This is a genomic window from Chryseosolibacter indicum (assembly GCF_018598585.1).
Taxonomy (GTDB): domain Bacteria; phylum Bacteroidota; class Bacteroidia; order Cytophagales; family Cyclobacteriaceae; genus Chryseosolibacter; species Chryseosolibacter indicus.
On sequence record NZ_JAHESD010000049.1, the window covers coordinates 23,328 to 46,408 of the forward strand.

Here is a 23,081-nt window from a genome sequence, read left to right on the forward strand (position 1 = left end):
CTTAAAAAGTTAAACGTACACCTGTGTTAATTACTCTTGTCTGCGGATAGTATTGAAGACTTGAATTATCAGCTTCCGGATCAAAAATCTTGTATTTGTCCCATGTAACCAGGTTAAGCCCGTTTACATAAATCCGTAAATGACTTAACGCAATTCTCTTTGACAAGCTCACAGGCACTGTGTACCCGAGCTCAACGTTCTTGAGTCGCAGGTAATTTTTACTGAAGAGGTAATAGGTATTGACAGCATATTCTCCTCCTGTGTAATATGTATTATTTCTATCGGCTAACCTTGGATGTTCACTAGTAGGATTTTCTATTGACCAGCGGTTATCATAGCTGTATTTTAAGAAATTGCCAATGTCACCCGACTCAGTTCCAAACTGTAGCAGTGCTCCCGTTGCTCCTTGAAACAATACAGATAAGTCAAAATTGCGAAACTCCAGGTTTAATGTTATACCATAGTTGAAGTTAGGTGTTCTGCTCTTATCAAGTCTCTTCTTGTCATCACCATTAATCTTCCCGTCTTGATTGATGTCCTGGAATTTCATATCGCCCGGACGAAGCTGTGAAGTAACTGCGCTATAATCCAGGGTCTCTCTGTCAATCTCCTCCTGGTCTCTGAATACACCATCTGATAGGTAAGCGAGGTAAGCCTCCCATGGATGGCCTGTTTGCCACTGATATGATGGCGCTCCAGTAGATTCGTCCATGAAGACAATTTCATTTTTATTGTAGCCTGCATTAACGCCTACGCGATATCTAAGTCCTGAAACCTCACCATTATATCCCAGTGTAAATTCGTATCCTTTATTATCCATCCTGCCTTGATTTACAGGTGGAAGGCGATTAGATATACCGGAAGACTCAGGTGTTGATCCTTGTTTAAAAATTAACATCTGACTACGTTTATTGTAGAAGTATTCAAATGAAAAGTCTAACCTGTTATTCAGCAAAGTACCATCAATACCAATGTTAAAATTGTTAGATACCTCCCAGGTAAAATCAGGGTTTGGAACGGTACCTTCTACTAACGTGGTTGCCACTTGTCCATTGATAGGATAGCGACCAGGATCATACAAAGAGAGAAAAGCATATTCAACCAAATGCTTAGGAACGTCATCGTCATTTGGCCTGTAGATCTGGTCATTTCCCATTTGGCCATACGACGCCCTTAACTTCAAGTAGTCTATAAAATTGATATTACTAGAGAAGAACTCCTCACTAGACATAACCCATCCTGCTGAGACACTTGGAAAAAAACCAAAACGATTTCCTTCAGGGAAGAACGAGGATCCGTCAACACGCCAGAGAAACTCTGCAATGTATTTCTCTTTATAATTATAGTTTACCCGGCCATAATAGCCCAAACGTGCCCTGTTATAGGTATTCCTATTATCATTACCTCCTAAAACTTCTGTTACTGCACCTCCAAAAAACGGTTGATCAATTGATGTAGAGATATATTCTCTCCTTCTCGCCTCCACAAAATCCGCTTCAAACTCTTCCTTTGTTACCCCCGCTAAAAGGCCTAGTGTATGCCCGTCTCCAAAGGTCTTGTCGTATGACAACAGTGCTGTTAAATTGGTATTGAACCTCGTTCCGGTAGATTGAGTAAGCCTTGCATCTGTAAAAGTGGAACGCAGTGCTTTTTGTAATTGAGGTGTTATTCCATCAGCTTCATACGATGTCTTATCCCACGTATATAAATACCATGGTGTCTCCCATCTTTTAATACGATCAATCGTTCTATCAAGAGACCCTTGAAGCGTTAGCTTTAGTCCCTTTACCCATGGATTCGTAATATCTACTTTACCATTGCTCTGTAAGTAAGTTGTTGGATTTCGATGATAACCTGTAGCACTCGTTGTAATCACATAAGGGTTCTGACCGTTTTCGATGTCGGGTCCTGGTAAACCATTAGGCCAGACCTCAGGCTCAGTAGGTCTACCACGCATGAGCATACGAAAGATAGAGCCTGCTGTTTGTGTTGGATAATTTCGCTCTTCTTCCCTTGCTAAAAATCCAAAGCTGGTACTTACATATTCGCTGATTTTGGCGTCGAGATTGATACGGGCATTGTATTGATTGTAGTTAGTCGCGGAATTCTTATAAATAGCATCCTGATGCAAATATCCGATCGAAGAAAAATACTTTACATTTTCAGATCCGCCGTTTATTTGTAGAACATGACGTGATTGAGGAGACCACGTCTTCAGCGCATCACCAAACCAATCTGTATTTGGATATCCCCAGGGGTCAGATCCATTTCTGTATTTTTCAATGGCCTGAGCGGAGTATTTTGCCTCAATTGTTTTGTTATCACTAACTGTTGTATAATTATTTTGTGCTGCAAAACTCTGCCATGCTGCTCCCCACTCACCAGGATTTTGTACTCCACTATAAATTGCGAGCTCATTCATGATGGTAGCATATTCAACTGCATTACTCATTTTAGGGATACGTGTAGGTTGAGACCATCCTTGATTAAAATCGTAAGAGATTTTAGGCGGGCCCGTCTTCCCTCTTTTTGTAGTAACCAGAATAACGCCATTGGCTGCACGTGAACCATAAATTGCTGCAGAAGCATCCTTTAACACAGAAATAGATTCTACCTCCTGTGGTGTTAACCTGTTAAAACCTCCTTCCCTGTCAGGAATACCATCTATAACTACTAAAGGATTTGTATTTCCCATCGTATTTACACCGCGTATTCTAATGGTAGATGCATCATTGCCAGGCTCACCACTGGTTTGAACTGCAACTACGCCTGCTAACCTTCCGGCAAAAGAGTTCGACAAATCTACGGAAGGCGATTTTTCAAGCTCTGCTCCTCCAACGGCGACCACAGAGCCAGTTACAGTAACTTTTTTCTGCTCGCCGTAACCAACCACTACAACTTCTTCAAGAGACTTTACATCAGGCTGAAGGGTTATGTCAATAGTTGTTTTACCTCCCACAGGTACTTCCTGTGTGGTATAGCCAATGAAGGAAAATACAATAACCGCATTCCCGTCGGCCACTTGAAGCCTGTAATTTCCATTTGCATCTGTTGTTGTTCCATTGGTCGTTCCCTTCTCCAGAATATTAACGCCGGGCAGCGGCGCGCCGGCATCATCTTTCACTGAGCCAGAGACTTCAATGGCAATAGTATTACGAATTGAAATTCCTTTCATAACCTCTTCAAAGTAGGCCGACCGCTCTTTTAAAACGATTTGTTTTCCTATGACTTCAAATTCAATGGAAGAAGGGTCAAAAAGTTCAGTAAGGATGTCACGAAGTGGTGCTGAAGTTGTGTTAAGGCTAAGCGTTCTCCTTGGTATTAACAGATTGGGTCTATAAGTAAAGTTTACATCTGCTTTCGCTTCAATTTGAATTAACACATCTTTCAAATTGGCATTATCTACTTTTAAGCTTACTCTTTTATCGAGAATCTCTTGGCCGTTCGTTTCGGTGGCATAAGCGAATGCCAATGTTAACGATGTGATCAGTACTTGAAGCAACGAGATTTTCATAAGAAATAGAAGTCCATTCCTATTAGGTTTAGATTTATTCTTCATAAATTGAGAATGTTTTTGTTTTTATAAATACGGACAAAAACTAGGTGCTGCGTACTGTAATTGTACGCAGGATGACGGGCTGATTGATGGTACCAGCATCAACAGCCCTTTTTTGTTCAGGTAGTATTATTCTATAACATACGTTTCGTTTAAGTTATACATAGTCTTTAACAGCCGCGACCATTTATATGGATCACCGCATCTTCGATTACATAGGTTGCATTAATTGCCTTACAGATAATTTCAATGCGCTCGTAAAGGCCCTCGTTTGACATGGAAGTTGTAAGAACACAGTTCTTCAACAGTGCTTCATCATACTGGATCTCTACACCGTAGTTTTCTTCAAGTGCGTGAAAGATGGTGGACACAGGTGCACCATCAAACTTCATATTAAACAAGGTTGGCTCTTCCAGCACAATGGCAGGAATAGAGACCAGCTCCTTTTTAACTCTCTCTTTTTCGCGATCATAAACCAATTGATAATTAGGGCGAAGCACCACACCTTCATGGGCTGAAAGTTCTGTTGCCGCCTCAGATACTTTGGTAAATACTGAAACCTTTCCGGTTTTAACCGCTACAGTTATTTGTTCGTCCGTATCATAAGCCCTGATATTGAAACTTGTTCCCAACACCTTGGTCACCACTTCTTTTGAATACACAATGAACGGACGATTCTTATCTTTCGAAACGTTGAAGAATGCCTCCCCTTCCAGGAATACCTCCCGTTTATCAGCAACGAATTGTTTGCTGAAAGCAATCTTACTCTTCGGTTTTAGCGTAACTATGGAGCCATCCTCAAGCGTAACTTCCTTAAGCGCTTCACTTTTATTCTCGATGTTTATAAATCCTTCTTTTGATGCGAAGGACGATGTTTCGGCAACGCCGGGCCATTTAACATTGATGACAACAAGAAACGCTGCGACAAGCAATGTGACAGCAGCTGCTACCCGAAGAAAGAAGTTAATTCCATTACCACCGCGCTGGCCCTCAGCAGGCTTCACCTTTGACCACAAATTCTTTTCTATTGACTCATCACGAACAACACGGGCAGGAATATTTATTTCGGAATACCATTGTTCAATCAGTTCCCTCTCCTGATCGGTACAGGTACCAGATTCATATTTTTCAAGTAGCTTTTTAAATTCTTCGGGTTTCATACTCTAAAGACACGCTTCTGCCCTGCAACCCTAAAGAATAGAATCAAAATATTGGTCAATGTTATTTAGCCTTTTCCAGACACAGTATAGCAAAGCTTTTCCAGTGATGATTATGCGTCTACTTAATATGTTTAAACAGATAACCTGTATCTCCTTACCCTTTCACCTGCATATCTCCCGTCTTTAAGCCTCGTTTCACTACAGGATAAACCGTAGATAACCCGTATATAAACCGTATATAACCCGTAGATAATCCGTACCTTAAAGAGACGGGTTATCTACGGATCACCTATGTTTTAATATTTTGTTGCCTATGGGTTAATGAGGGGTTAAAGAGCTTTTATTGTGCGGTTATTCACGCCTTTGAGTGGGTTAGAACGGTAATCTGGCGAGGGCATGAAGTTGTAGTACAACAGGATGATCCGGATCAGGTATGTACCAGGAATCGGAAAAGGTTATACTGATGAAAGGATGAAGAAGATAGCTTTGCGCAGAATTGCAGGGATGATGCTAAGGCGATTGATCACGAGGTCATCCTTCTAAGGATGTTTTGTGCGATGGATTTGAGGTGGTGTATTGTGTTCAGGAGATGTTGATGCTTCTGCCAGATGATTATAGCATGGTGGCAAAGCACAGGAAAAAGATAAAGTCTTTGAGGTGGAGCTTAAGCTGGCGCAGCGATTTTGTGAGGTGATACTCTATTGCTTTTTCGGAAACCTTGAGCAGGCTAGCAATTTCAGCATTCGACCTGCCTTCCATTCGGCTTAGACGAAATACCTCTCTTGACTTTGCAGGAAGACCATTAACAGCCCGCTCAACAGCGTTGTTCAGATCATCAAATTCAACAGAGTTTGGGGTGGCATTCTGTTGCTCAGGTATAAATGTCTTATAGTAAGTCCAGTATTTCTCCTGCGTTATCTTTGATCGTATTAGGTTAATCACACGGTTTCTAACTGAAGTCTGCAAGTAGTAAGAAAGGTTTGTGATCACCAATGTTTCCCGTTTCTCCCAAAGTGTTGAAAAGATCTGTTGGATGATCTCCTCCGCATCATCGTGCGAATGCACCTTTGACTTGGCCAGCTCGTAGAGTTGAAACCAGTGGTGCTTAAAGATCTGTTCAAAAGCCTGTACACTACCTTTGCGCAAATCCTCAAGGAGGAGTAATTCTGTATGTTGGTTTAGTTTGGACATCCGGTAACGATGTATTACAAGTTTATAAAAAAAACTTACAATCGTTTTCGGAAATTAGTAAAAAATATTGATGGGCATTCTATAAAGCCTGGTTTTATACGATAACTTGTTGGGGTAGTGTTTGTAGCATCACATAATCAGGATTTGTTCTCGCTCGCTGATCTTTAACCAACCATAAATAGAGTAACAGTTTATAAAAAAATGTAAAGGTTACCCTCCTATTTTGGACCTTTGTTAACTTCCTATAGAGGCGCTTTTTGTCTTCCCGATAATTTTCGCTCTTTACATACCTGCGTCTTTGGCGTACCACATGGCAGCATAAATACAAACAGATTTTTTGAACAACGTCACTTGAATTGTTCTCAAGTATGAAAGCCCGGTTGATATGCAAGGTCAACACAAAGACTGTTGTGCCTATCCATATTAAGGTGCAGCTATGGCTTTGTTAGAAATGACAAGTGTATACTTGTACGACGTTTACAGAACAATGATGAACGGTGAGTCACTAGCAAACACGGAAGTGTCTACCGAACAGGAATTAAAGTACGAGCCATCCCGTAAGGCCTTCCTTGGTTTTTATAAACTGGTAGCCTTCAAACTGTGCAAGCAGATAAATGGTAGTGGGCTTGTTGAGATGTGCTACTGGTACCGCTTCATCGTTTATTCCGGTACGTACTACAGCGGGCGACTTCAATTTTATTCGCTTGCCATTCTCTATAGGGGCAATCGACTTCTTGGTGAGAAACCCTTGTGACTTGTCAGGAAGTGCGACACGATACCATGCATTACTCTGCGCGATCACTTTTACGTAGGTATCTTTCTTTAACGATGTTTTCACAAGATGTTTTTCACCAGGGCCTGCTCTGAAGTTCACTTCTTTGCTTACAACTTTAAAATCGGATTGCCTGAAGGTGGTATCCCATGGAAGTGCCTCAGTAACGGCCTCGAGTGTACGGATATAATTGATTGGATCTTTGCTTTTACTGCGATAGATTCCAAAATGAAGATGCGATGGCGTGTACCTGGCATTGCCGGTGTTGCCCACCGTGCCTAATGTATCGCCTTGCTTTACGGTAGCGCCAGGCTTAACCAGTTGTGAATCGAGGTGCGCAAAGTAATACGAATGCTGGCGCTTTTTGTCCTGCATCCAAACTACTTTACCGCCGAGGTTATTGGTGCTTACCCGTGAGATATAACCACTGGTAGGAGCAATAACAGGCGTACCCTTTTTGGCGAAAATATCTACACCTTCGTGCGATCGTTTTCCCCCATCGCGTGAAGCGCCATAAAAACTTCCGATCGACTTATTATCTGCCCCGGCAACAGGATTTATCAATACCGGTGTCGCCGAAATGCTCAGTGTGTAATAGGCATCGAGCAACAACTCTGGCTGAATACGAATAAGACATGTCATGTCCTTCTCAAACTCGTAACTCATTGTCATGCTTGAGTCGGCATGCACCAGTTCTTTCCATCCGTCTTCTTCCCATGAAAAAAGATCGAGAAAGAATGTTGCGTTTTGAAAAGATACCACTGCACCATTGACGGTAAGCACCTGGCCTTCTTTTGCTATAAACTGATAGGACCGTGCATCGGGTTCTGTTGCTTTAAAATAGCCGGATTCAGAAAAAGGCAGGCTCACCTCAACGGAGTCATTGAGCGCACGTTGACCGGCAGCAAGCCAGGCCTGTGCCATAACTGTTTTGTCAAGATCAGCTTTTTCTAATGAACGAACGTATCGTTTATAAGGTGGTACATCAAATAGTGTGGTTTTAATGGGATTGGAGCCGCTACAGCCATAAAGTAAAACGGCTGCTACCAGCCAAAAGAATTTCTGCATGTAAGCACAACGCCGAACCTTTTGATTTAGTTTTTACAATTGGCCCATACAGGTAAAGTTGGGGTTAATGGCTGTAACCTACGTCAGCATTAGCCTTCTTGCGAAAGCTGTAGTAGAGATAAAAAAGTGCCGGCAGTATAAATACACTTCCGATAAGCAAGGCCCATCCTAATGCATTCAAGGTTGCTGCCGGTGCTTTATACTGAATGAGCGAAAGATTATCACCCGAGGTTGTGATAACAAGATCAGGAAAATGAGCATAACTGATGGCGAGCAATATCATGGTAACCTGGAAGGCCACAAGCCCGCGAATAACCAATTCGTTTTTAGCATGTACAAATACCCAAAGCAGCACCAGCGAAATAGTAGCAGCCAGCACAGCGCCAAGGCCTACTTTATCACCAAACACCCAGCGCACCAGCGGCACTTCGTTTGCCTCAGCAGCAATGAACACCAGGATGCCACATATAACGGCAATGCTATTAGCGTTCTTCGCCTTGCGGATAAACTCTTTACGGTCTTCTTCGTTTGTAGCTTCTCCAATGAGATACACAGCGGCAAGGAAGCCACATAGCGCTACGGTAAAAAAGCCTACGGCTATTGAGAACCAGTTAAGCCACGGATAGATGTAAGCGGTCTCAAATGTGTCTGCTTTTAAATCTATCTTTCCTGATACCGTAGACCCTGCAATGATGCCGAGGAACAACGGCGTAATAAAACTTGACCACACAAAGATCTTGTTGTAAACCTCCTGCATGTTATCGTGTATGGCATCGTAATGCCTGAATACAAAGGCAGTGCCTCGCGCTATTATTCCGAGCAATAAAATTAGAATGGGAATATGTAAATGAACAGACAGTGTGCTGTAGATGACCGGAAACCCGACAAACAAAATTACAATGGCAATAACCAACCACATGTGGTTAGACTCCCATATCGGCCCGATAGCTTCGTATAACGTAGTCCGTGTTTTCTTGATGCGTTTCGATGATGTAAACATCTCGATAATGCCAGCACCAAAATCGGCTCCGCCAAGCAAAAAGTATAACAAGATCGACAACCACAGATACGTGATAACAACTTCATCCATCATTTTACTTATCCGATTTATCGTAAAGAACAGGTACCATTTTAATCTGACGATTGAGCAGGAATATAACCACCACCGTTAGTGAGATGTAAATAAGCGTAAACAGATAGAACGACCAAGCAATGCCAGGCATGGGTGTTACGGCATCGGCAGTGCGCATAATACCATGTATGATCCACGGCTGACGTCCTACTTCTGTTACTGTCCATCCGGCTTCTACAGCAATAAAACCTAACGGTATAGCGATGGCGAAGAGCACGAGCAACCATCTGCGTTGTAGCAATTGCTTTTTACGCAGGGCAATAAAGAACGTAATGGAAAGTGCCATCAGAAAAACACCTATGCCGACCATCACCTGGAACGCATAATGTACAATGGGAACAGGGGGATGTTCCTCAACAGGAATCTGATCGAGTCCTTTTACCTCTGCATTGATATCGCCATGTGCAAGAAAGCTGAGCATACCGGGCAACTCAATGGCATAGGACACTTCTTTCTTTTCAGGATCAGGGATACCTCCGATAAGAAGCGGAGCTTTTCGTGTTGTATGGTAATGTGCTTCCATGGCAGCAAGTTTCGCGGGTTGTCTTTCGGCAACATCCTTTGCTGAAATATCACCACTCAGAGGTTGAAGGATGGCTGCAACAGCACCAAAGAATCCGGCAATCTTAAAGGCGCGACTATGAAACAAAACATTTTTATTTTGCAGGATCATGGCTGCGTGAACACCAGCCACAGCGAAGCCTGTGGCTGCAAAGGCCGCGAGCGTCATGTGCAATGACTGTGAGAACCATGCCTTGTTAAACATGGCTTTGATTGGATCGATGTTGATGTATTCTCCGTTAACAAAATCAAATCCTGCAGGACTGTTCATCCAGGCATTTGCCGATACAACCAGGATACCTGAAGCAAGACCGCTGATGCCTACAACCACACCGGTGAACCAGTGAAACCATTTATTAAAGCGATCCCATCCGTACAAGAAAAATCCAAGCGCTATGGCTTCAATAAAGAAGGCTGTGCCTTCAAGTGAGAAAGGCATGCCGAAGATGGGGCCTGCGTGCTCCATAAACGATGGCCAGAGAAGTCCCAATTCAAATGATAGCATGGTGCCCGACACGGCACCGGTAGCAAAAAATATAGCTACGCCTTTGCTCCATGCTTTTGTTAGATTCTTGTAACCCTCATCATTTGTGCGAAGCCATTTATAGTGTGAGACTGCCATGAAGAAGGGCATCACCATCCCGATACAGGCATATATAATATGAAATCCGAGTGATAATGCCATTTGCGATCGGGCCGCAAGGAAGTTATCCATAGTTTCTGAGTTGTGCTGCTCAAAAGTAGATACGGATGTCGAGATTAAAAGGATTTACTAAATGATTTTTGTAATATTAATTTCTGATTTTCTTAAACACAGTACCAAACTGAGCGTAGTACAAATAAAAAACCTTCAACTTTTACGTCGAAGGTTCTAGTATATATAATGGTTTAACTACTGACCACCATTTGGCCTTGGATTTTCAATTGCATTACCATTTTGATCAAATCTATATGTTCTTACTCCTTGAGGAGTGTTGATGTCCATCGAATACTGATTCGTTCCACGATCATAGTAAATGGTCGAGTTCTCCCAACCCTTATAGCTACTACTTTGCAATGTATTTCTCAAGCCAGTAGGCACTTGCTCATTCTGCACAGGAGATAAAGCGTTATTGGTTGTATTAGGTTGTGCATAATTAGTGGATGGCTGCGTCGTTACAGGTGACTGATAAGGATTATTCGCATTCGGTGAATTCTGAGGCACCTGAAAATCGTTACCTGCAGGAGCATTCAGTGAAGAAGAATTACTTCCTGGCTGTGTGGCATAAGGATTAGATGCAGCAGGCGTATTTCCAGGCGTGCCTGGGCGAACAGCACTCGATGGCTGTGGATATGTCGAAGACGGTGTCGTCGCCGTACCTGGTGTTGCACTCGGCGTAGGTTGAGTTACTGTGCCAGGCGAAGGCTGGGTAGTTCTTGAACTTCCGGGTTGTACTCCCGGTTGTACTGACGATCCTGATGTTTGCGCATAACTACTTGCTATACCGGCAGATAGTAAAGCGGCTAACGTTATCGATGTAAGTTTCATAATATTGCTCGTTAAGGTTAAACATAAGTTAACACGTCTATACCTTAAGAAACCATGCCATCAGATTAAGAAGCGCCTATATAAATAACAAAGCGCCCTTACGGCGCTTCTATTCTTATTTGAGAACAGCTAATTAGGATTAGTTGACTTTAATTAATTCTACTTCAAATATAAGTGTTGAAAATGGTGGTATTTGTCCTCCAGCACCACGCTCGCCATACCCCAAATCAGAAGGAATATATAATATCCACTTATCTCCTTCCTTCATTAGTTGCAATGCCTCCGTCCAACCGCGTATTACTTCGCTTACTCCAAAGGAAGCAGGTTCGCCACGTTGTACAGAGCTATCAAACACAGTACCATCAGTTAGTTTACCAGTATAATGCACGGTAACATTATCTGTAGCCTTAGGCGTCTTGCCTGTACCTGATGATATTACTTTATATTGAAGACCGCTAGCGGTGGTCTTTACCCCTTCCTTAGATTTGTTTGCTTCTAAAAAGGCAAGCCCTTCTTCTTTTGCTTTTCTTGTTTTTCTTTCCATCACTCCTTCCATGTACCTTTGAACAACCATCTGCGATTGTTCTCGGTCCTGCTTTAAAGTTTTATTACCAAAAAAATCACGAATACCAGCTACAAACGCATCAACATTTAGCGAGTCAAAACCTTGGCTTTTGATATTTGAACCAATAATTACAGCGACTCCATAACTTGCTTTTTTTACGGTGTCAGATAAATCCGCTTCCTTAGGCTTCTGCAATTCCGTGATCTGCGCCTTAAGTTTCCCTATTTCTGCCTGAAGCTCCTTTTTTGATTGAGCAACTGCAGAACTCGCGACAAATAAACCAATACAAAAAACAAAAACTTTCATGTTCATTAAATTCTTATAAGTGCCTGCAAAGAAACGGAATATTAGTGTATTCCCTAAATTATCCATCTATTTATATGTCCTTAGAGGTCCCTTCGGCTATGAAGCCCAATGACCTAAACTTTAACACTATTCCAGCTAATCATATTGAATCTTAGTATTCTCAGTATACCTATTCTGGCTTTATCTAATTATTACAACACGTGTATACGATGGTAGAAAAAGAAAAATCTCCCCGAATAACTAAAACGCGATAACCACTTAAATAAAATATTTTAGGAACAACAGATATGGAATTAAAATTCAAACGATTTAAAACTTACTAACGTTAATCTTTCTTTCTCAAGCTTTAAACTTTACTCTATAAATCAAACTCATACCGATCCTTATTTTGTTTTTGCTAAATTCGATTAAACAAACCTAAAACCAAATGAGGAAATTTCTACTAGCTGTTATGGCATGCCTACTTGCCTATGTAGGCTATGCTCAGCAAAAAACAATCAGAGGAACAGTTACATCTTCGGAAGATGGCGCAGCCGCGCCTGGTGTCAATGTTTTTGTAAAGGGCACAACAAATGGTACTACTACTGATGTATCGGGTAATTTTACGCTTGAAATTGACGAAGGCCAAAACACACTCATTTTTTCTTTTATAGGATTTAAGACGGTGGAAATGGAAATTGGCTCAAGAACTGTCCTTGACATACAACTAGAACCTAACGTTACTGAATTGTCTGAAGTAATCGTAGTAGGCTATGGAACACAAATTAAGCAAGATCTTACTGGAAATGTGGCTTCGGTATCTGGTAAAGACATTCAAAATATACCTGTACCAAGTTTTGATCAGGCTATGCAGGGAAGGGCTGCTGGCGTTTTTATTGAATCAGGGAATGGCAAATTGGGGCAAGGAATTAAAGTGAGGGTAAGAGGCGCAGCTTCTGTATCTGCGTCAAATGAACCTTTATATGTAGTAGATGGTATCATTGTAACAACAGATAACCTGTCCTCTACAGATGCACCAACAAATCCTCTTGCAAATATCAATAGTAACGATATTGAATCTATGGAAATTCTAAAAGATGCAGCTGCAGCTTCTATTTACGGATCTCGCGCAGCCAATGGTGTTGTACTCATTACGACAAAACGTGGAAAAGCAGGGAAAACTACGTTTAACATTAACTATCTGAAAGGTTTCAGTAGTCCTACGAGAACAGCGAAATGGCTAAAGGGTGCACAATATTATGATGCCTTTAAAGAAGCTTTCGATAATACAGATGCTATCTTACAAAGGGATGAAGGGGCCGACTTTGGATCTTACATGTATGATGAGCCAGGCATGACCTTTGATGATGTACTGGATACCGAATTAGGTGACTGGAGTCGAAATGCCAATGAAAATTGGGCAGATAACGCATATCGCGATGATGCAGGTATAGATCAATTTGACATTTCCGCTAGTGGTGGTACAGACAAAACCAGATTTTTTACCAGTTTACAAATATCAGATCAAACTGGGATACTTATCAAGGATCGCTATAAGAAAATTAGCGGTCGAGCTAACCTCGATCATCAGGCGACTGAGAAATTAAGTTTAGGGATTAATTTCAGTTTATCACGCTCAATCAATAATCGTCTAAGTGATGATAATGAGTTTACAACACCCATGCAGTTACTTGCGCTACCACCAATACAACCAGCATATAATGAAGATGGAACATTGAACAAAAACACCGTTTACTTTAATGGTTTAATTAGTGCAGCCAACTCAACAAATGAAACAACTGTTCTTAGAAATATTTCTAATCTATTTGCTGTTTATAAGTTCACTCCAAATCTTACTTTTAGAAGTGAATTTGGTATAGACATATTAAACCAGAATGAAGAGCGTTGGAGCGGAAGAGAAGTTGACTCTCAAACAGGCTATATTAACGGTGGTGCCTTTTCTGCTTGGAAGAATGTTTTAAATTACTCTACTAATAATTACTTCTCCTTCAATAAACTCTTTAATGGGCATAATGTTGAAGCGATAGCTGGGATGAGCTTTCAAAAAACCGAAAGAGATGAAACCACCGCATCCGCCCAAACGTTTCCAAACGACGCTTTTCGTGTTCTGAATAATGCCTCTGTTATTACCGACGTAGGAGGAACACCAACAGATTACTCTTTCCTCTCCTATTTTAGTCGCGTTAACTATAAGTTTAGTAACAAATATCTGCTCTCATTGAGCGGTCGTATCGATGGTTCTTCAAAATTTGGCAAAGATAATCGCTATGGTTTTTTTCCTGCTGCGTCTGCCGGCTGGATAATCTCTCAGGAGCAATTTGCAGAAGCTTTTCGCAATACCATAAGCTTCTTGAAGATGAGAGGAAGCATTGGTTTAACAGGAAATGCTCCAACACAGAATTTTGCTGCGCTGGGACTTTATTCTGCGTCAACGTATGATGTGCAAGGAGGAATCTATCCATCACAGTTAGCTAACCCAGATTTAAAGTGGGAAACGACGCTTCAAATTGATTTCGGTATTGACTTTGGTTTATTTAATGATCGCATTACGGGTGAAATAGATTATTATATTAAAAATACGAGTGATGTATTACTTAACAGAAACGTCCCAGGTATTACAGGCTATTTAACCCAATTTGTTAACATAGGTGAAATTGAAAATAAAGGCTTTGAATTTGTTCTTAACTCTCAGAATGTTATAGGGAATTTTTCCTGGAGCACTTCCTTTAATTTTGCCCGTAACCGTAATAAGATTGTTAACCTGGATAACAATGTGATTGAGGGCGGGATTCTTAATCGTGCCGTGGAAGGTCAACCAATAGGCGTGTTTTATGGTATCGAATACGCAGGAGTAGATCCAGAAAATGGGGATGCACTATTCTATGTCAATGATCCAGAAAACGCAAGTGATGAGACTACCAATGCTTATAATAATGCTTTTAGAACTGTAATTGGCAATCCTAATCCAGATTTTATAGGAGGTTTAACAAATACTTTTTCGTATAAAGGGTTTGATTTAAACATCCTATTCCAGTTTGTCTACGGCAATGATGTTTATAACGCTGCAGGTAAATTCCAACGCGCTAATTTCACTTACTTTGATAATCAGCTTGTTGAGGATTATGAAAAAGCCTGGCGAGAGCCTGGTGATGTTACTGATGTTCCCGAATCAAGACTGTTCCTTGAAAATGGTTCGCAGGAGTCATCACGCTTTCTTCAGGACGCTTCTTACGTAAGGTTGAAGAACCTTACTTTTGGATATAATTTCCCAAAAACCATGATTAGACGTGCTTCGCTCGAAAGCCTTCGGCTGTACGTTTCAGCTCAAAACCTTTTAACATTTACCAAGTATGATTTAAATGACCCTGAAGTAAATACCGATTACCTCGCGGGTAACATCGGGCAGGGCAACGACTTTTATGCTGCTCCTCAAATCAAAACCATTTCATTTGGTGTAAGCCTTGGATTCTAAAATGATAAGAACTTATGAATACCTATAAAATATTTTTCCTTTTTGCTTGTATAGTACTGCTTCAGGTAAGATGTGCTGATGAACTTAAAATAGAACCTCAAACGGATGTTACAGAAGAAGTTGCATTGGACAATGAGGAAGCTGTGCAATCATTGCTTGTAGGCGCATACGACCTGTTAGGCGACGATGATGTATACGGAGGATGGATACAGATGACTAGTGACCTATTAGGTACTAACAACGATATTAATTGGGGTGGCACATTTACTGACCCGGATGATTTATGGCTTAAAGTAACTACCAGTGCGAATGGACAGGTAGAAGTTACCTGGACTGAAACATATGAAGTTATTAACGTTGCTAACACCATTCTTGCAAACCTTGGCGTTGTGGCTGATGATGAGCGCGCACGTATTGAAGGTGAAGCAAAATTTATAAGAGGTATGCTTTACTTTGAGTTAATTAGATTATTTGGTAAAGATTGGACAGATGGTGATCCAACAACCAATTTAGGAGTACCATTAAAGCTGACACCAACGAACCTAGTGTACGCCCCAGAGGAGAACTTTATTGGAAGAAGTACCGTAGCACAAGTATATGCTCAGGCGATTTCTGATCTTACCGCGGCAGAAGAATTACTTCCGGAGGAAAATGGGTTCTTTGCTACAACATGGGCAGCAAAAGCAGTGCTTGCACGGGTATATCTTCAGCAACAAAACTATAAAGAAGCAAGTTTAAAAGCGAGTGAGGTCATTGAAAGTGGTAATTACGCTTTAGTGGACCGGGTAGACCGTGCCTTCAACCAGGCCTTCAATTCAAGTGAAGATGTTTTTTCTATCCAGATAACTAATCAGGATGGCGAGAACGCATTTCAAACCTTTTACGCCTCCCGTGATTTTAACGGAAGACGTGATATCCGCGTTCGCGGAAACTATGTAAATCTCTTCGAGCAGAATGACGACAGGTTGAAACTACTACTCTACGAAGATGGTACTTCCGGTCGTATCCTCAGCGGAAAGTATAAAGATCAATTTGCAAATGTTAGTGTTATTCGATTGGCTGAAATGTACCTTATCAGGGCTGAAGGCAACTTGATGTCCGGTGAACAAACAGGACCAAACACGCCTTCAGAAGACTTGCAAGTCATACGAAGCCGCGCTCATGCTTCTGATGCTCCTGCAAATCCGACTATTACGGATATTTACCTTGAACGAAAAAGGGAACTGGGTTTTGAAGGTCATTTTCTTCATGATGTACATAGAAGCAAAACCAATATTACCCAAAACGCAAACAATACCGAAAATGGTTACTTCGAATGGAATCATAATATGCTTGTTCTACCAATTCCACAGCGCGAAGTTGATGCAAACCCATCTTTACAAGGTCAGCAAAACCCTGGGTATGGGATTTAAATTTTAAGAAAGGTAACAGTCCAAAAGGCCTTGAGTAACCCCTCAAGGCCTTTTTAATTAATCGATCCTAAAACATCATATTCATACATAATTGTTCTCCCGAAAACTTGTAATTATGTGCTTTCCCAATGCTTCATTGACAATTAATACTTACTCTTTGCTCCATTTCAAAAAAAATGACCAGCATAGCTGGCCATTAGGAGAGATAGTTACGGATATTCAATCATTTGAATCTTCAAAAAACTCATCTGCAACCTGAATATTCCATTGATATTCATCAATTAAGGTTTGCAATTTTGCCTTTGTAGGAGCAGGCATTGGTTCATATACATCAAAAATCAGAATAAATCCTTCCCTCGTATTATGAGTTGTAGCGTTACGGTAAATGTTGTCTACAAAATCTACAAGGTTTGAAATTTTTTCAAGGGTGACAGAACGAATGTAATTCTCTTCAGGTAAAAACACACCTCCCGGGAAATTTGTAAACGGTATGTTGATGCTTTGCAATTGCAAATTGTGGGTAAAGTCAATAGTATCAGGAGCAAACCATCCGGGAGTAAAACTTCGTAACGATGTTAGGTATTGAAGACCTCCTATTTGCTCAATTTCAGTGTCATAACCAAATGCATCAATACCAGTGATCTGACCGATATCGCCAGTGATACGAAGGTTATACCATTGCTCACTTAAGTTTAGTTCGATTGACATTGGAAGAGTATACGTTGTGGTGGCGGTGTCATTCCAGTTAATGTTTACCTGACCCGATCCTGCGAGTGCAAATTCATATCGTTCAGATCCCCCAGCTTGCAGTAAGATCTCGAAAGCATTTTGCTCAAAAAAGACTTTTAAAGGTTTATCACCTAACGCAGCTATCAAATCATTGTAAGAAAAGCTCTTTCTATAGTCAGCATGTCCTTCCTTTCTTACTACCAAAGTATAGATCTGGCTAGGATCTCCTGCAAAGGCAATTGTATTAACTTTACCACCCAATGTAAAGTCTCCAACAACCGTATCACCCTTCATAATGCTTGCTGATGCATTTGTCAGAACAACAGTTCCATCTGTAGCTTCGAACACAGATATTTGCAGTGCATTCACTACTTCAAGATGAAAAGAAGTATATCCAAAAGCCTGAGGTTGGGTACTGCTTGTAGAAATTACTTGCATTGGAACATTGGCGACAGTGTTTTTGCTCACCGAGAAATTATAAGGCAACGCGTGTTCAACAACCTGCGACAATGGGGAACCTTTCTTCGGGGTAGCGTAAATAATCTCGGAACCGCTGACAATCATAAAGTCCGTCAATGTGTATCGGCCTTGTAATAGTTCAAGTGGCGTAGTAACCAGGCCATCACCTAACGTCATGATATCAAGACGATGATTGGTGAGTACAGCTGTCCCATTACTGTTGTTAAGAGTTATTGAAACATAAGCGCCTTCAGGCAGTCTTGCTGCTGACCTTCCCGCTGAATTAACAGAGGAAGTAACGTTAAATGTAAATTGGATTTTCTCATTACTTGTAGCGATTTCATTATCGTCTACACAAGAATGCAAAACGAGCGCGATTACGCCGAGGAAAATAAATGATAACTTTTTCATAGAGATTCTTTTTTGTTATTCTTTTCACGAAATGAGATGCCATTATTCTAAATGCCCAAAATATGTGACAGCAAGCGATACAGTTGCTCTACATTTTATTAATATGAGAATGAATCTCATCGACTAATGAAAAGAATATACGGTTTAACAGTGGATTGTATCGACCAACGGAATAGCTGCTAATTAATTTCTATCAGATATTAGTCGGTTATTTCCAGCTTGTAAATGGTAAAAGTAAGATGCTATTACCCTATTCCTACCAACCTTGGTTCGCTTGCTGCGAATAGCAAAGCTTCAAACACTATTATATTTTTGAACAGTTAGTATATTTGTGTCATGAGAATGGCCGTAATGTTATAATCTTCCTTCTAAGCTTATTTCCTAAGCTTGAGCAGCGGGCATTACCTATGCCTTTAATATTATCTACACCCATCAAAATCAATTATTAACAAATGCTGATAATGCACGACCTACTGTGTCTTGCTTCACGGCTAAACTCAACATTATGGCAGACCCATTAACTCCAGAAGAAATAGAACACTTTATTAATAACGGTTTTATTAGAATCGACAATGCTTTCTCTGCTGAGATTGCTCAAGAAGTAATAGAAATCTTATGGAACGACATACCATTTCAGAAGTCAGATCCGAATACATGGACTGAACCTGTAGTTCGACTAGGAATGTATTCACATCAACCCTTTATTGATTCTGTTAATACAAAAAAATTACACACGGCCTTTGATCAGTTGATCGGTCGCAATGGTTGGCTTCCCTGCCGAAGTGTAGGAACATTTCCGGTCCGGTTTCCATCAAGCGTTCAACCAAACGATACTGGCAAACACGTTGATGCAAGCTTTCCTGGTGATGACCCTGCAAACTATTTTCAATGGAGAGTCAACCTTAAATCGAAAGGCAGAGCTTTGCTGATGCTCGTTCTATATTCAGATGTCGATGAGAATGATGCGCCGACCGTTATTTACAAAAAGTCACATATCGATGTAGCGAGGATTTTGAGTAGGGAAGGTGATTCAGGACTTTCTTTTATGGCACTGGCTGAGAAGGTTAATGCACTTCCTCAACATGACGAAATCTATGCAACCGGTAAAGCGGGAACAGTGTACTTGTGCCATCCTTTTATAGTGCATGCCGCCCAGCCTCATACCGGTAACACACCAAGGTTTATGGCTCAACCTCCTTTATTGCTTCGAAAGGAATTAACAATTGAGAATTCTGCAAAAGAATACACCCCGTTGGAAAAGTCTATTCGATTAGCGTTGGACTAGGAAAGTATCGTTTTATAACTCAAAGAGATTACCCGAGGGTAATCTCTTTACTCAGACACTTTGAAGCAAATGCTTTCTTAAAAGCGCCTTACGGTTAACAAATTTACCTTGCAACATAAATTTATCAATAACTACTTCACATCGAAATTCAATCTCATCTTTTCATCCCGCGAATGTGCTCCAACCACTACCTCGTAAGGACCACGAATAACTTCCCATTCGCGCTTCTTTAAATTCCATTTTCTCAGCTCTGCTACGGGGATCGAAAGCACAACGGTCCTGCTACTTCCTGCAGGCACATGAACCCTCTTAAAAGCCTTTAACTCACGCAGAGGCATACGCGATTGATCGGGGTAGTCAATATAAGCCTGCACTACCTCGTCGCTGTCTACATTGCCGGTATTGTTCACAACAACTGATATTTTAACTGTATCGCGTTGCGCATAGGTCTTTCTTAAAGAGGCACCAGGTGAGTAAGAAAATGTAGTGTATGAAAGTCCAAAGCCGAACGGGTACTGAACTTCGCCATCATAGTAACGGTACGTCCTGCCTGATATGTTGTAGCTGGCATAAGGAGGCAGATCACCAAATGAACGGTAAAATGTTACGGGCAGTCGCCCGGCAGGTGACACCTTCCCAAAGAGAATATCCGCCAATGCATTTCCACCTTGCTCGCCGGGATACCATGTGAGAATGATGGCGTCAGCATAAGGCTCAATTGAGGAAACGTCGAACGAACTTCCTCCAGTAACCACGGCCACAATTGGCTTGTTGTGGCGCTTGCGCATAGCTTTGAGATATGCGATGTGAGCTCTAGGAATATTCAGGTCTTTGCGATCGCCGCCATGTGCTGCAAGAAAAGCATCGCCTTCCTCTCCTTCAAGTACAGGCGTAAAACCAATTGCCACAATCGATACATCACTATTCTCTGCAACCCAAAGGCCTCCAAACCGAACGGTATCTTCAAAGTTAGATCCCTGGTCATACTGTACTACAGTACCAGGACCAGCCTCACGGGAAATTCCTTCAGCGAAAGTCACCAACTCCGATGACATTCCGTGATAATTTCCAAACAACACTTCAGCAGAGGCAGCATTTGTTCCGGCTACAAGAATGCGATGATACTTGTCTTTAGCCAAAGGAAGAAGATTGTCATTATTCTTTAGCAACACCATGCTCTGTCTTGCTACCTCTCGCGCAGCTTTAACATGTCCTGGAGCACGTACATCGTCCTCATCCAGCGAATGGAACGGTGTTGCATTCGCATCATCGAAGAATCCAAGCTTGAACTGTGTTCGCAGCGCCGGTGCAAGGGCCCAGTCCACATCACCTTCTGTTATCAACTTCCGGTTCAAAGCTTCCATCACATCTTTCTGCAACACCGTAGAGCAATCGATGCTTACACCAGTCTTCACTGCGGCAGCAGCAACTTCTACGCCCGAAGGCATAACTTTGTGCATATTGAAAATATCATCCAGTGCGCCGCAATCTGTAACAACATGACCACTGAATTTCCATTCACCTAAAAGTATTTTACGAAGTAATGTATTGCTTGTACAACATGGCTCACCATTGACGCGATTATAGGCACACATCACTGACTCCACATTTGCACCCACAAGCTTTTCAAAGGCATACAAATAAGTTTCGCGCATATCCTTCTCATCAATAACAGCATCAAAAGAGTGCCTTCCTTCTTCTGGACCACTATGTACTGCATAATGCTTCGCGCATGCAGAAGCCTTCAGATAGTTGGAATCATTACCCTGCAACCCTTTCACGTAAGCGACACCCATCTTTGAAGTAAGGAATGGATCTTCTCCGTAAGTCTCCTGACCTCTTCCCCATCGCGGATCCCGGAAGATGTTGATGTTTGGCGACCAGAACGTAAGTCCCTGGTACTGCAAAGTTTTTCCCGACCTCAAAGCAATGTTGTATTTCGCTCGCGCTTCTGTAGAAATGATGTCTGCAACAGAATGCACAAGGCTGTCATTGAATGTCGCAGCCATACCAATAGCCTGCGGAAATACCGTGGCCTCCCCTGCCCTGGCAACGCCATGAAGCGCTTCGTTCCACCAGTTATACTGACGAATACCCAGACGTGGAATCGCAGGACTATTGTAGCCGAGAAGCGAAATCTTTTCCTCTAAGGTTAGCTTTGATAATAATTCTTTAACACGTGTCTCAACACGCTCGGAAGATGCTGCTTTCTGCTGAGAGAACGCAAGCTGAATGTGAATGACAATCAGAGTCACCAAAAGGATAGATCGATTCATAGCTAGTTTCATATCAAATATCATGGCTTGTTAAATACTGCCGGCGAAATATAGCTGATAAAATTATTCCACCGAAGTGATTTCATGTAGCAGACTAAACATTTTATAAAGGTTGATGTGTTTCAATCGCACATCACAATGGGAGGTACATGTTGTAATTTATAACCTTCATCTTTCGTTATTCTCATTATACTGTGCCATGCTAAATTCACTTTTCCCCCTGCTGACATCAACATAAGCTACTATTTTATCATAAGCAAATAAAAGTTATTTGTAATAATGATCGAAGGCTTAATGATTGTAAGCGAAAACCCTTCCAAATCATGCTAAGTCACCAACCTCTCTGGGGTATTTGTCCGCAATTAAATTAAGCTGAATATCATGTTCTAAATAAGCTTTTAACCCATCTAAAACAGTCGTGAAACCTGCGGTGTTATCTTTAATGGCTTGAATTAATTCATCTCCTGTAAAGTTGAAACCATAATTTTTTATTACTACATAAGTTGTACTTTCCGTTAATGCAGTGAATTCAAAGTCAACTTGTGTTGCAGGGTCATCCCACTCAATTGATATCTTTTTGTTTGAGATAACATCCTTCACTAATACATTGGTCGAAGCACCATACATCTCCCACTCCCAAGTTACTGTCTTACCTATTTCTAATTGTCCGCTCGATTTTGTAAACCAAAATTTGGTCGTTATTGCCGGGTCGACAAATGCTTGAAAGACTATAGATACAGGCTTTCTGATTAGCATTTGTGTTTCTACTGTCGGGATTTTTGCGTCTGTCATTTCGTATTATGTTCTAATTGTTCGTAATATTGTTCTAGATCCTTAAACTGAAACGTTTACAAAAAACATCCTGTGCTAGATTTCGATTCGCAACCTTGTCTTAATTTTTTCAATTTATATCGGTCAGTTTGATAATCTTTTCACCTTTGAATTCAAAAATAGATCTTCCTGTTAAATTAAGTTCCTGCCCACTTTTAAGTCCGTTAGGAAAGTCCATCGCTAAAACTGCACTGTAGTTAACTTCTATTTCAGTTTTGTTATCGAAGTGATTAAACGACTTAATTGTTTGTTGTCTGATCGTAAAGTAATTTTTCGCGAGTTCCGCCTGTTGTCTAAAAGCCTTCATCCCCTCCAAAGACAAAGTAACATGTCCCTACTGAACCAGTCTCTTATAAACATCTCCGAG

General features: G+C 41.3%; 15 protein-coding genes. 3 read left to right on the top strand and 12 right to left on the bottom strand.

Going from position 1 to position 23,081, the window contains the following annotated elements; all coding sequences use genetic code 11:
* Position 1 precedes the first annotated feature (1 nt).
* The 8 genes from KK060_RS18000 to bamJ all read right to left on the bottom strand — a co-directional run bounded on the left by KK060_RS18000 (position 2) and on the right by bamJ (position 11,905).
* Positions 2 to 3,559 carry a TonB-dependent receptor gene (locus KK060_RS18000; RefSeq protein WP_254155167.1) on the bottom strand — a complete coding sequence of 1,186 codons (3,558 nt, stop codon included), beginning with the start codon at positions 3,557 to 3,559 and terminating at the stop codon, positions 2 to 4.
* A 167-nt stretch (positions 3,560 to 3,726) separates the two neighbouring features.
* Positions 3,727 to 4,716 (bottom strand): FecR family protein, encoded by a 990-nt coding sequence (locus KK060_RS18005; protein ID WP_254155168.1) that lies wholly within the window; start codon positions 4,714 to 4,716, stop codon positions 3,727 to 3,729.
* Positions 4,717 to 5,328: 612 nt separating this feature from the next.
* A complete protein-coding gene (locus tag KK060_RS18010) occupies positions 5,329 to 5,907 on the bottom strand; it encodes an RNA polymerase sigma-70 factor (RefSeq protein WP_254155169.1) in 579 nt (192 codons plus the stop codon).
* A 538-nt stretch (positions 5,908 to 6,445) separates the two neighbouring features.
* Complete coding sequence (locus KK060_RS18015; RefSeq protein ID WP_254155170.1) at positions 6,446 to 7,747, bottom strand: peptidoglycan DD-metalloendopeptidase family protein; 1,302 nt, start codon at positions 7,745 to 7,747, stop codon at positions 6,446 to 6,448.
* Positions 7,748 to 7,811: 64 nt separating this feature from the next.
* Positions 7,812 to 8,840: a cytochrome d ubiquinol oxidase subunit II gene (locus KK060_RS18020; protein WP_367397504.1), complete on the bottom strand. Its 1,029-nt coding sequence runs from the start codon at positions 8,838 to 8,840 to the stop codon at positions 7,812 to 7,814.
* Position 8,841: 1 nt separating this feature from the next.
* A complete protein-coding gene (locus tag KK060_RS18025; RefSeq protein ID WP_254155171.1) occupies positions 8,842 to 10,155 on the bottom strand; it encodes a cytochrome ubiquinol oxidase subunit I in 1,314 nt (437 codons plus the stop codon).
* Positions 10,156 to 10,332: 177 nt separating this feature from the next.
* On the bottom strand, positions 10,333 to 10,968 hold the full coding sequence (locus KK060_RS18030; RefSeq protein WP_254155172.1) for a hypothetical protein: 636 nt from the start codon (positions 10,966 to 10,968) through the stop codon (positions 10,333 to 10,335).
* A gap of 139 nt (positions 10,969 to 11,107) precedes the next feature.
* The gene (gene bamJ, locus KK060_RS18035; protein WP_302180115.1) at positions 11,108 to 11,905 is read right to left on the bottom strand and encodes a BamJ family beta-barrel-assembly machinery protein; all 798 of its coding nucleotides are present in this window, start codon (positions 11,903 to 11,905) and stop codon (positions 11,108 to 11,110) included.
* A gap of 361 nt (positions 11,906 to 12,266) precedes the next feature.
* Between bamJ and KK060_RS18040 the strand changes: the two genes are divergently transcribed.
* Both KK060_RS18040 and KK060_RS18045 read left to right on the top strand, forming a co-directional pair.
* The gene (locus KK060_RS18040) at positions 12,267 to 15,311 is read left to right on the top strand and encodes a SusC/RagA family TonB-linked outer membrane protein (protein ID WP_254155173.1); all 3,045 of its coding nucleotides are present in this window, start codon (positions 12,267 to 12,269) and stop codon (positions 15,309 to 15,311) included.
* Positions 15,312 to 15,325: 14 nt separating this feature from the next.
* Entirely contained in the window at positions 15,326 to 16,723 is a 1,398-nt protein-coding gene (locus tag KK060_RS18045; protein WP_254155174.1) for a RagB/SusD family nutrient uptake outer membrane protein, read from the top strand.
* A gap of 219 nt (positions 16,724 to 16,942) precedes the next feature.
* Here the strand turns inward: KK060_RS18045 and KK060_RS18050 are convergent, their stop codons facing one another.
* Positions 16,943 to 18,322: a hypothetical protein gene (locus KK060_RS18050; protein ID WP_254155175.1), complete on the bottom strand. Its 1,380-nt coding sequence runs from the start codon at positions 18,320 to 18,322 to the stop codon at positions 16,943 to 16,945.
* 505 nt (positions 18,323 to 18,827) lie between these two features.
* On the opposite strand from KK060_RS18050, the gene KK060_RS18055 reads away from it, so the two are divergent.
* A complete protein-coding gene (locus tag KK060_RS18055) occupies positions 18,828 to 19,607 on the top strand; it encodes a phytanoyl-CoA dioxygenase family protein (RefSeq protein WP_254155176.1) in 780 nt (259 codons plus the stop codon).
* Between the two features lie 131 nt (positions 19,608 to 19,738).
* Here KK060_RS18055 and KK060_RS18060 read toward each other — a convergent pair whose 3' ends face one another.
* The 3 genes from KK060_RS18060 to KK060_RS18070 form a co-directional block, all read right to left on the bottom strand.
* Positions 19,739 to 21,883 (bottom strand): glycoside hydrolase family 3 C-terminal domain-containing protein, encoded by a 2,145-nt coding sequence (locus KK060_RS18060; RefSeq protein WP_254155177.1) that lies wholly within the window; start codon positions 21,881 to 21,883, stop codon positions 19,739 to 19,741.
* Between the two features lie 321 nt (positions 21,884 to 22,204).
* On the bottom strand, positions 22,205 to 22,675 hold the full coding sequence (locus KK060_RS18065; protein ID WP_254155178.1) for an SRPBCC family protein: 471 nt from the start codon (positions 22,673 to 22,675) through the stop codon (positions 22,205 to 22,207).
* 109 nt (positions 22,676 to 22,784) lie between these two features.
* Positions 22,785 to 23,021, bottom strand: coding sequence for a hypothetical protein (locus KK060_RS18070; protein WP_254155179.1), 237 nt, complete (start codon positions 23,019 to 23,021; stop codon positions 22,785 to 22,787).
* Positions 23,022 to 23,081: the final 60 nt, after the last annotated feature.

Coding starts and splice junctions, on each gene's coding strand:
- KK060_RS18045 (WP_254155174.1), top strand. CDS start 15,326: ATGAATACCTATAAAATATTTTTCCTTTTTGCTTGTATAGTACTGCTT.
- KK060_RS18040 (WP_254155173.1), top strand. CDS start 12,267: ATGAGGAAATTTCTACTAGCTGTTATGGCATGCCTACTTGCCTATGTA.
- KK060_RS18060 (WP_254155177.1), bottom strand. CDS start 21,883: ATGAATCGATCTATCCTTTTGGTGACTCTGATTGTCATTCACATTCAG.
- KK060_RS18020 (WP_367397504.1), bottom strand. CDS start 8,840: ATGATGGATGAAGTTGTTATCACGTATCTGTGGTTGTCGATCTTGTTA.
- KK060_RS18015 (WP_254155170.1), bottom strand. CDS start 7,747: ATGCAGAAATTCTTTTGGCTGGTAGCAGCCGTTTTACTTTATGGCTGT.
- bamJ (WP_302180115.1), bottom strand. CDS start 11,905: ATGGATAATTTAGGGAATACACTAATATTCCGTTTCTTTGCAGGCACT.
- KK060_RS18065 (WP_254155178.1), bottom strand. CDS start 22,675: ATGACAGACGCAAAAATCCCGACAGTAGAAACACAAATGCTAATCAGA.
- KK060_RS18070 (WP_254155179.1), bottom strand. CDS start 23,021: ATGAAGGCTTTTAGACAACAGGCGGAACTCGCGAAAAATTACTTTACG.
- KK060_RS18055 (WP_254155176.1), top strand. CDS start 18,828: ATGGCAGACCCATTAACTCCAGAAGAAATAGAACACTTTATTAATAAC.
- KK060_RS18030 (WP_254155172.1), bottom strand. CDS start 10,968: ATGAAACTTACATCGATAACGTTAGCCGCTTTACTATCTGCCGGTATA.
- KK060_RS18050 (WP_254155175.1), bottom strand. CDS start 18,322: ATGAAAAAGTTATCATTTATTTTCCTCGGCGTAATCGCGCTCGTTTTG.
- KK060_RS18000 (WP_254155167.1), bottom strand. CDS start 3,559: ATGAAGAATAAATCTAAACCTAATAGGAATGGACTTCTATTTCTTATG.
- KK060_RS18010 (WP_254155169.1), bottom strand. CDS start 5,907: ATGTCCAAACTAAACCAACATACAGAATTACTCCTCCTTGAGGATTTG.
- KK060_RS18025 (WP_254155171.1), bottom strand. CDS start 10,155: ATGGATAACTTCCTTGCGGCCCGATCGCAAATGGCATTATCACTCGGA.
- KK060_RS18005 (WP_254155168.1), bottom strand. CDS start 4,716: ATGAAACCCGAAGAATTTAAAAAGCTACTTGAAAAATATGAATCTGGT.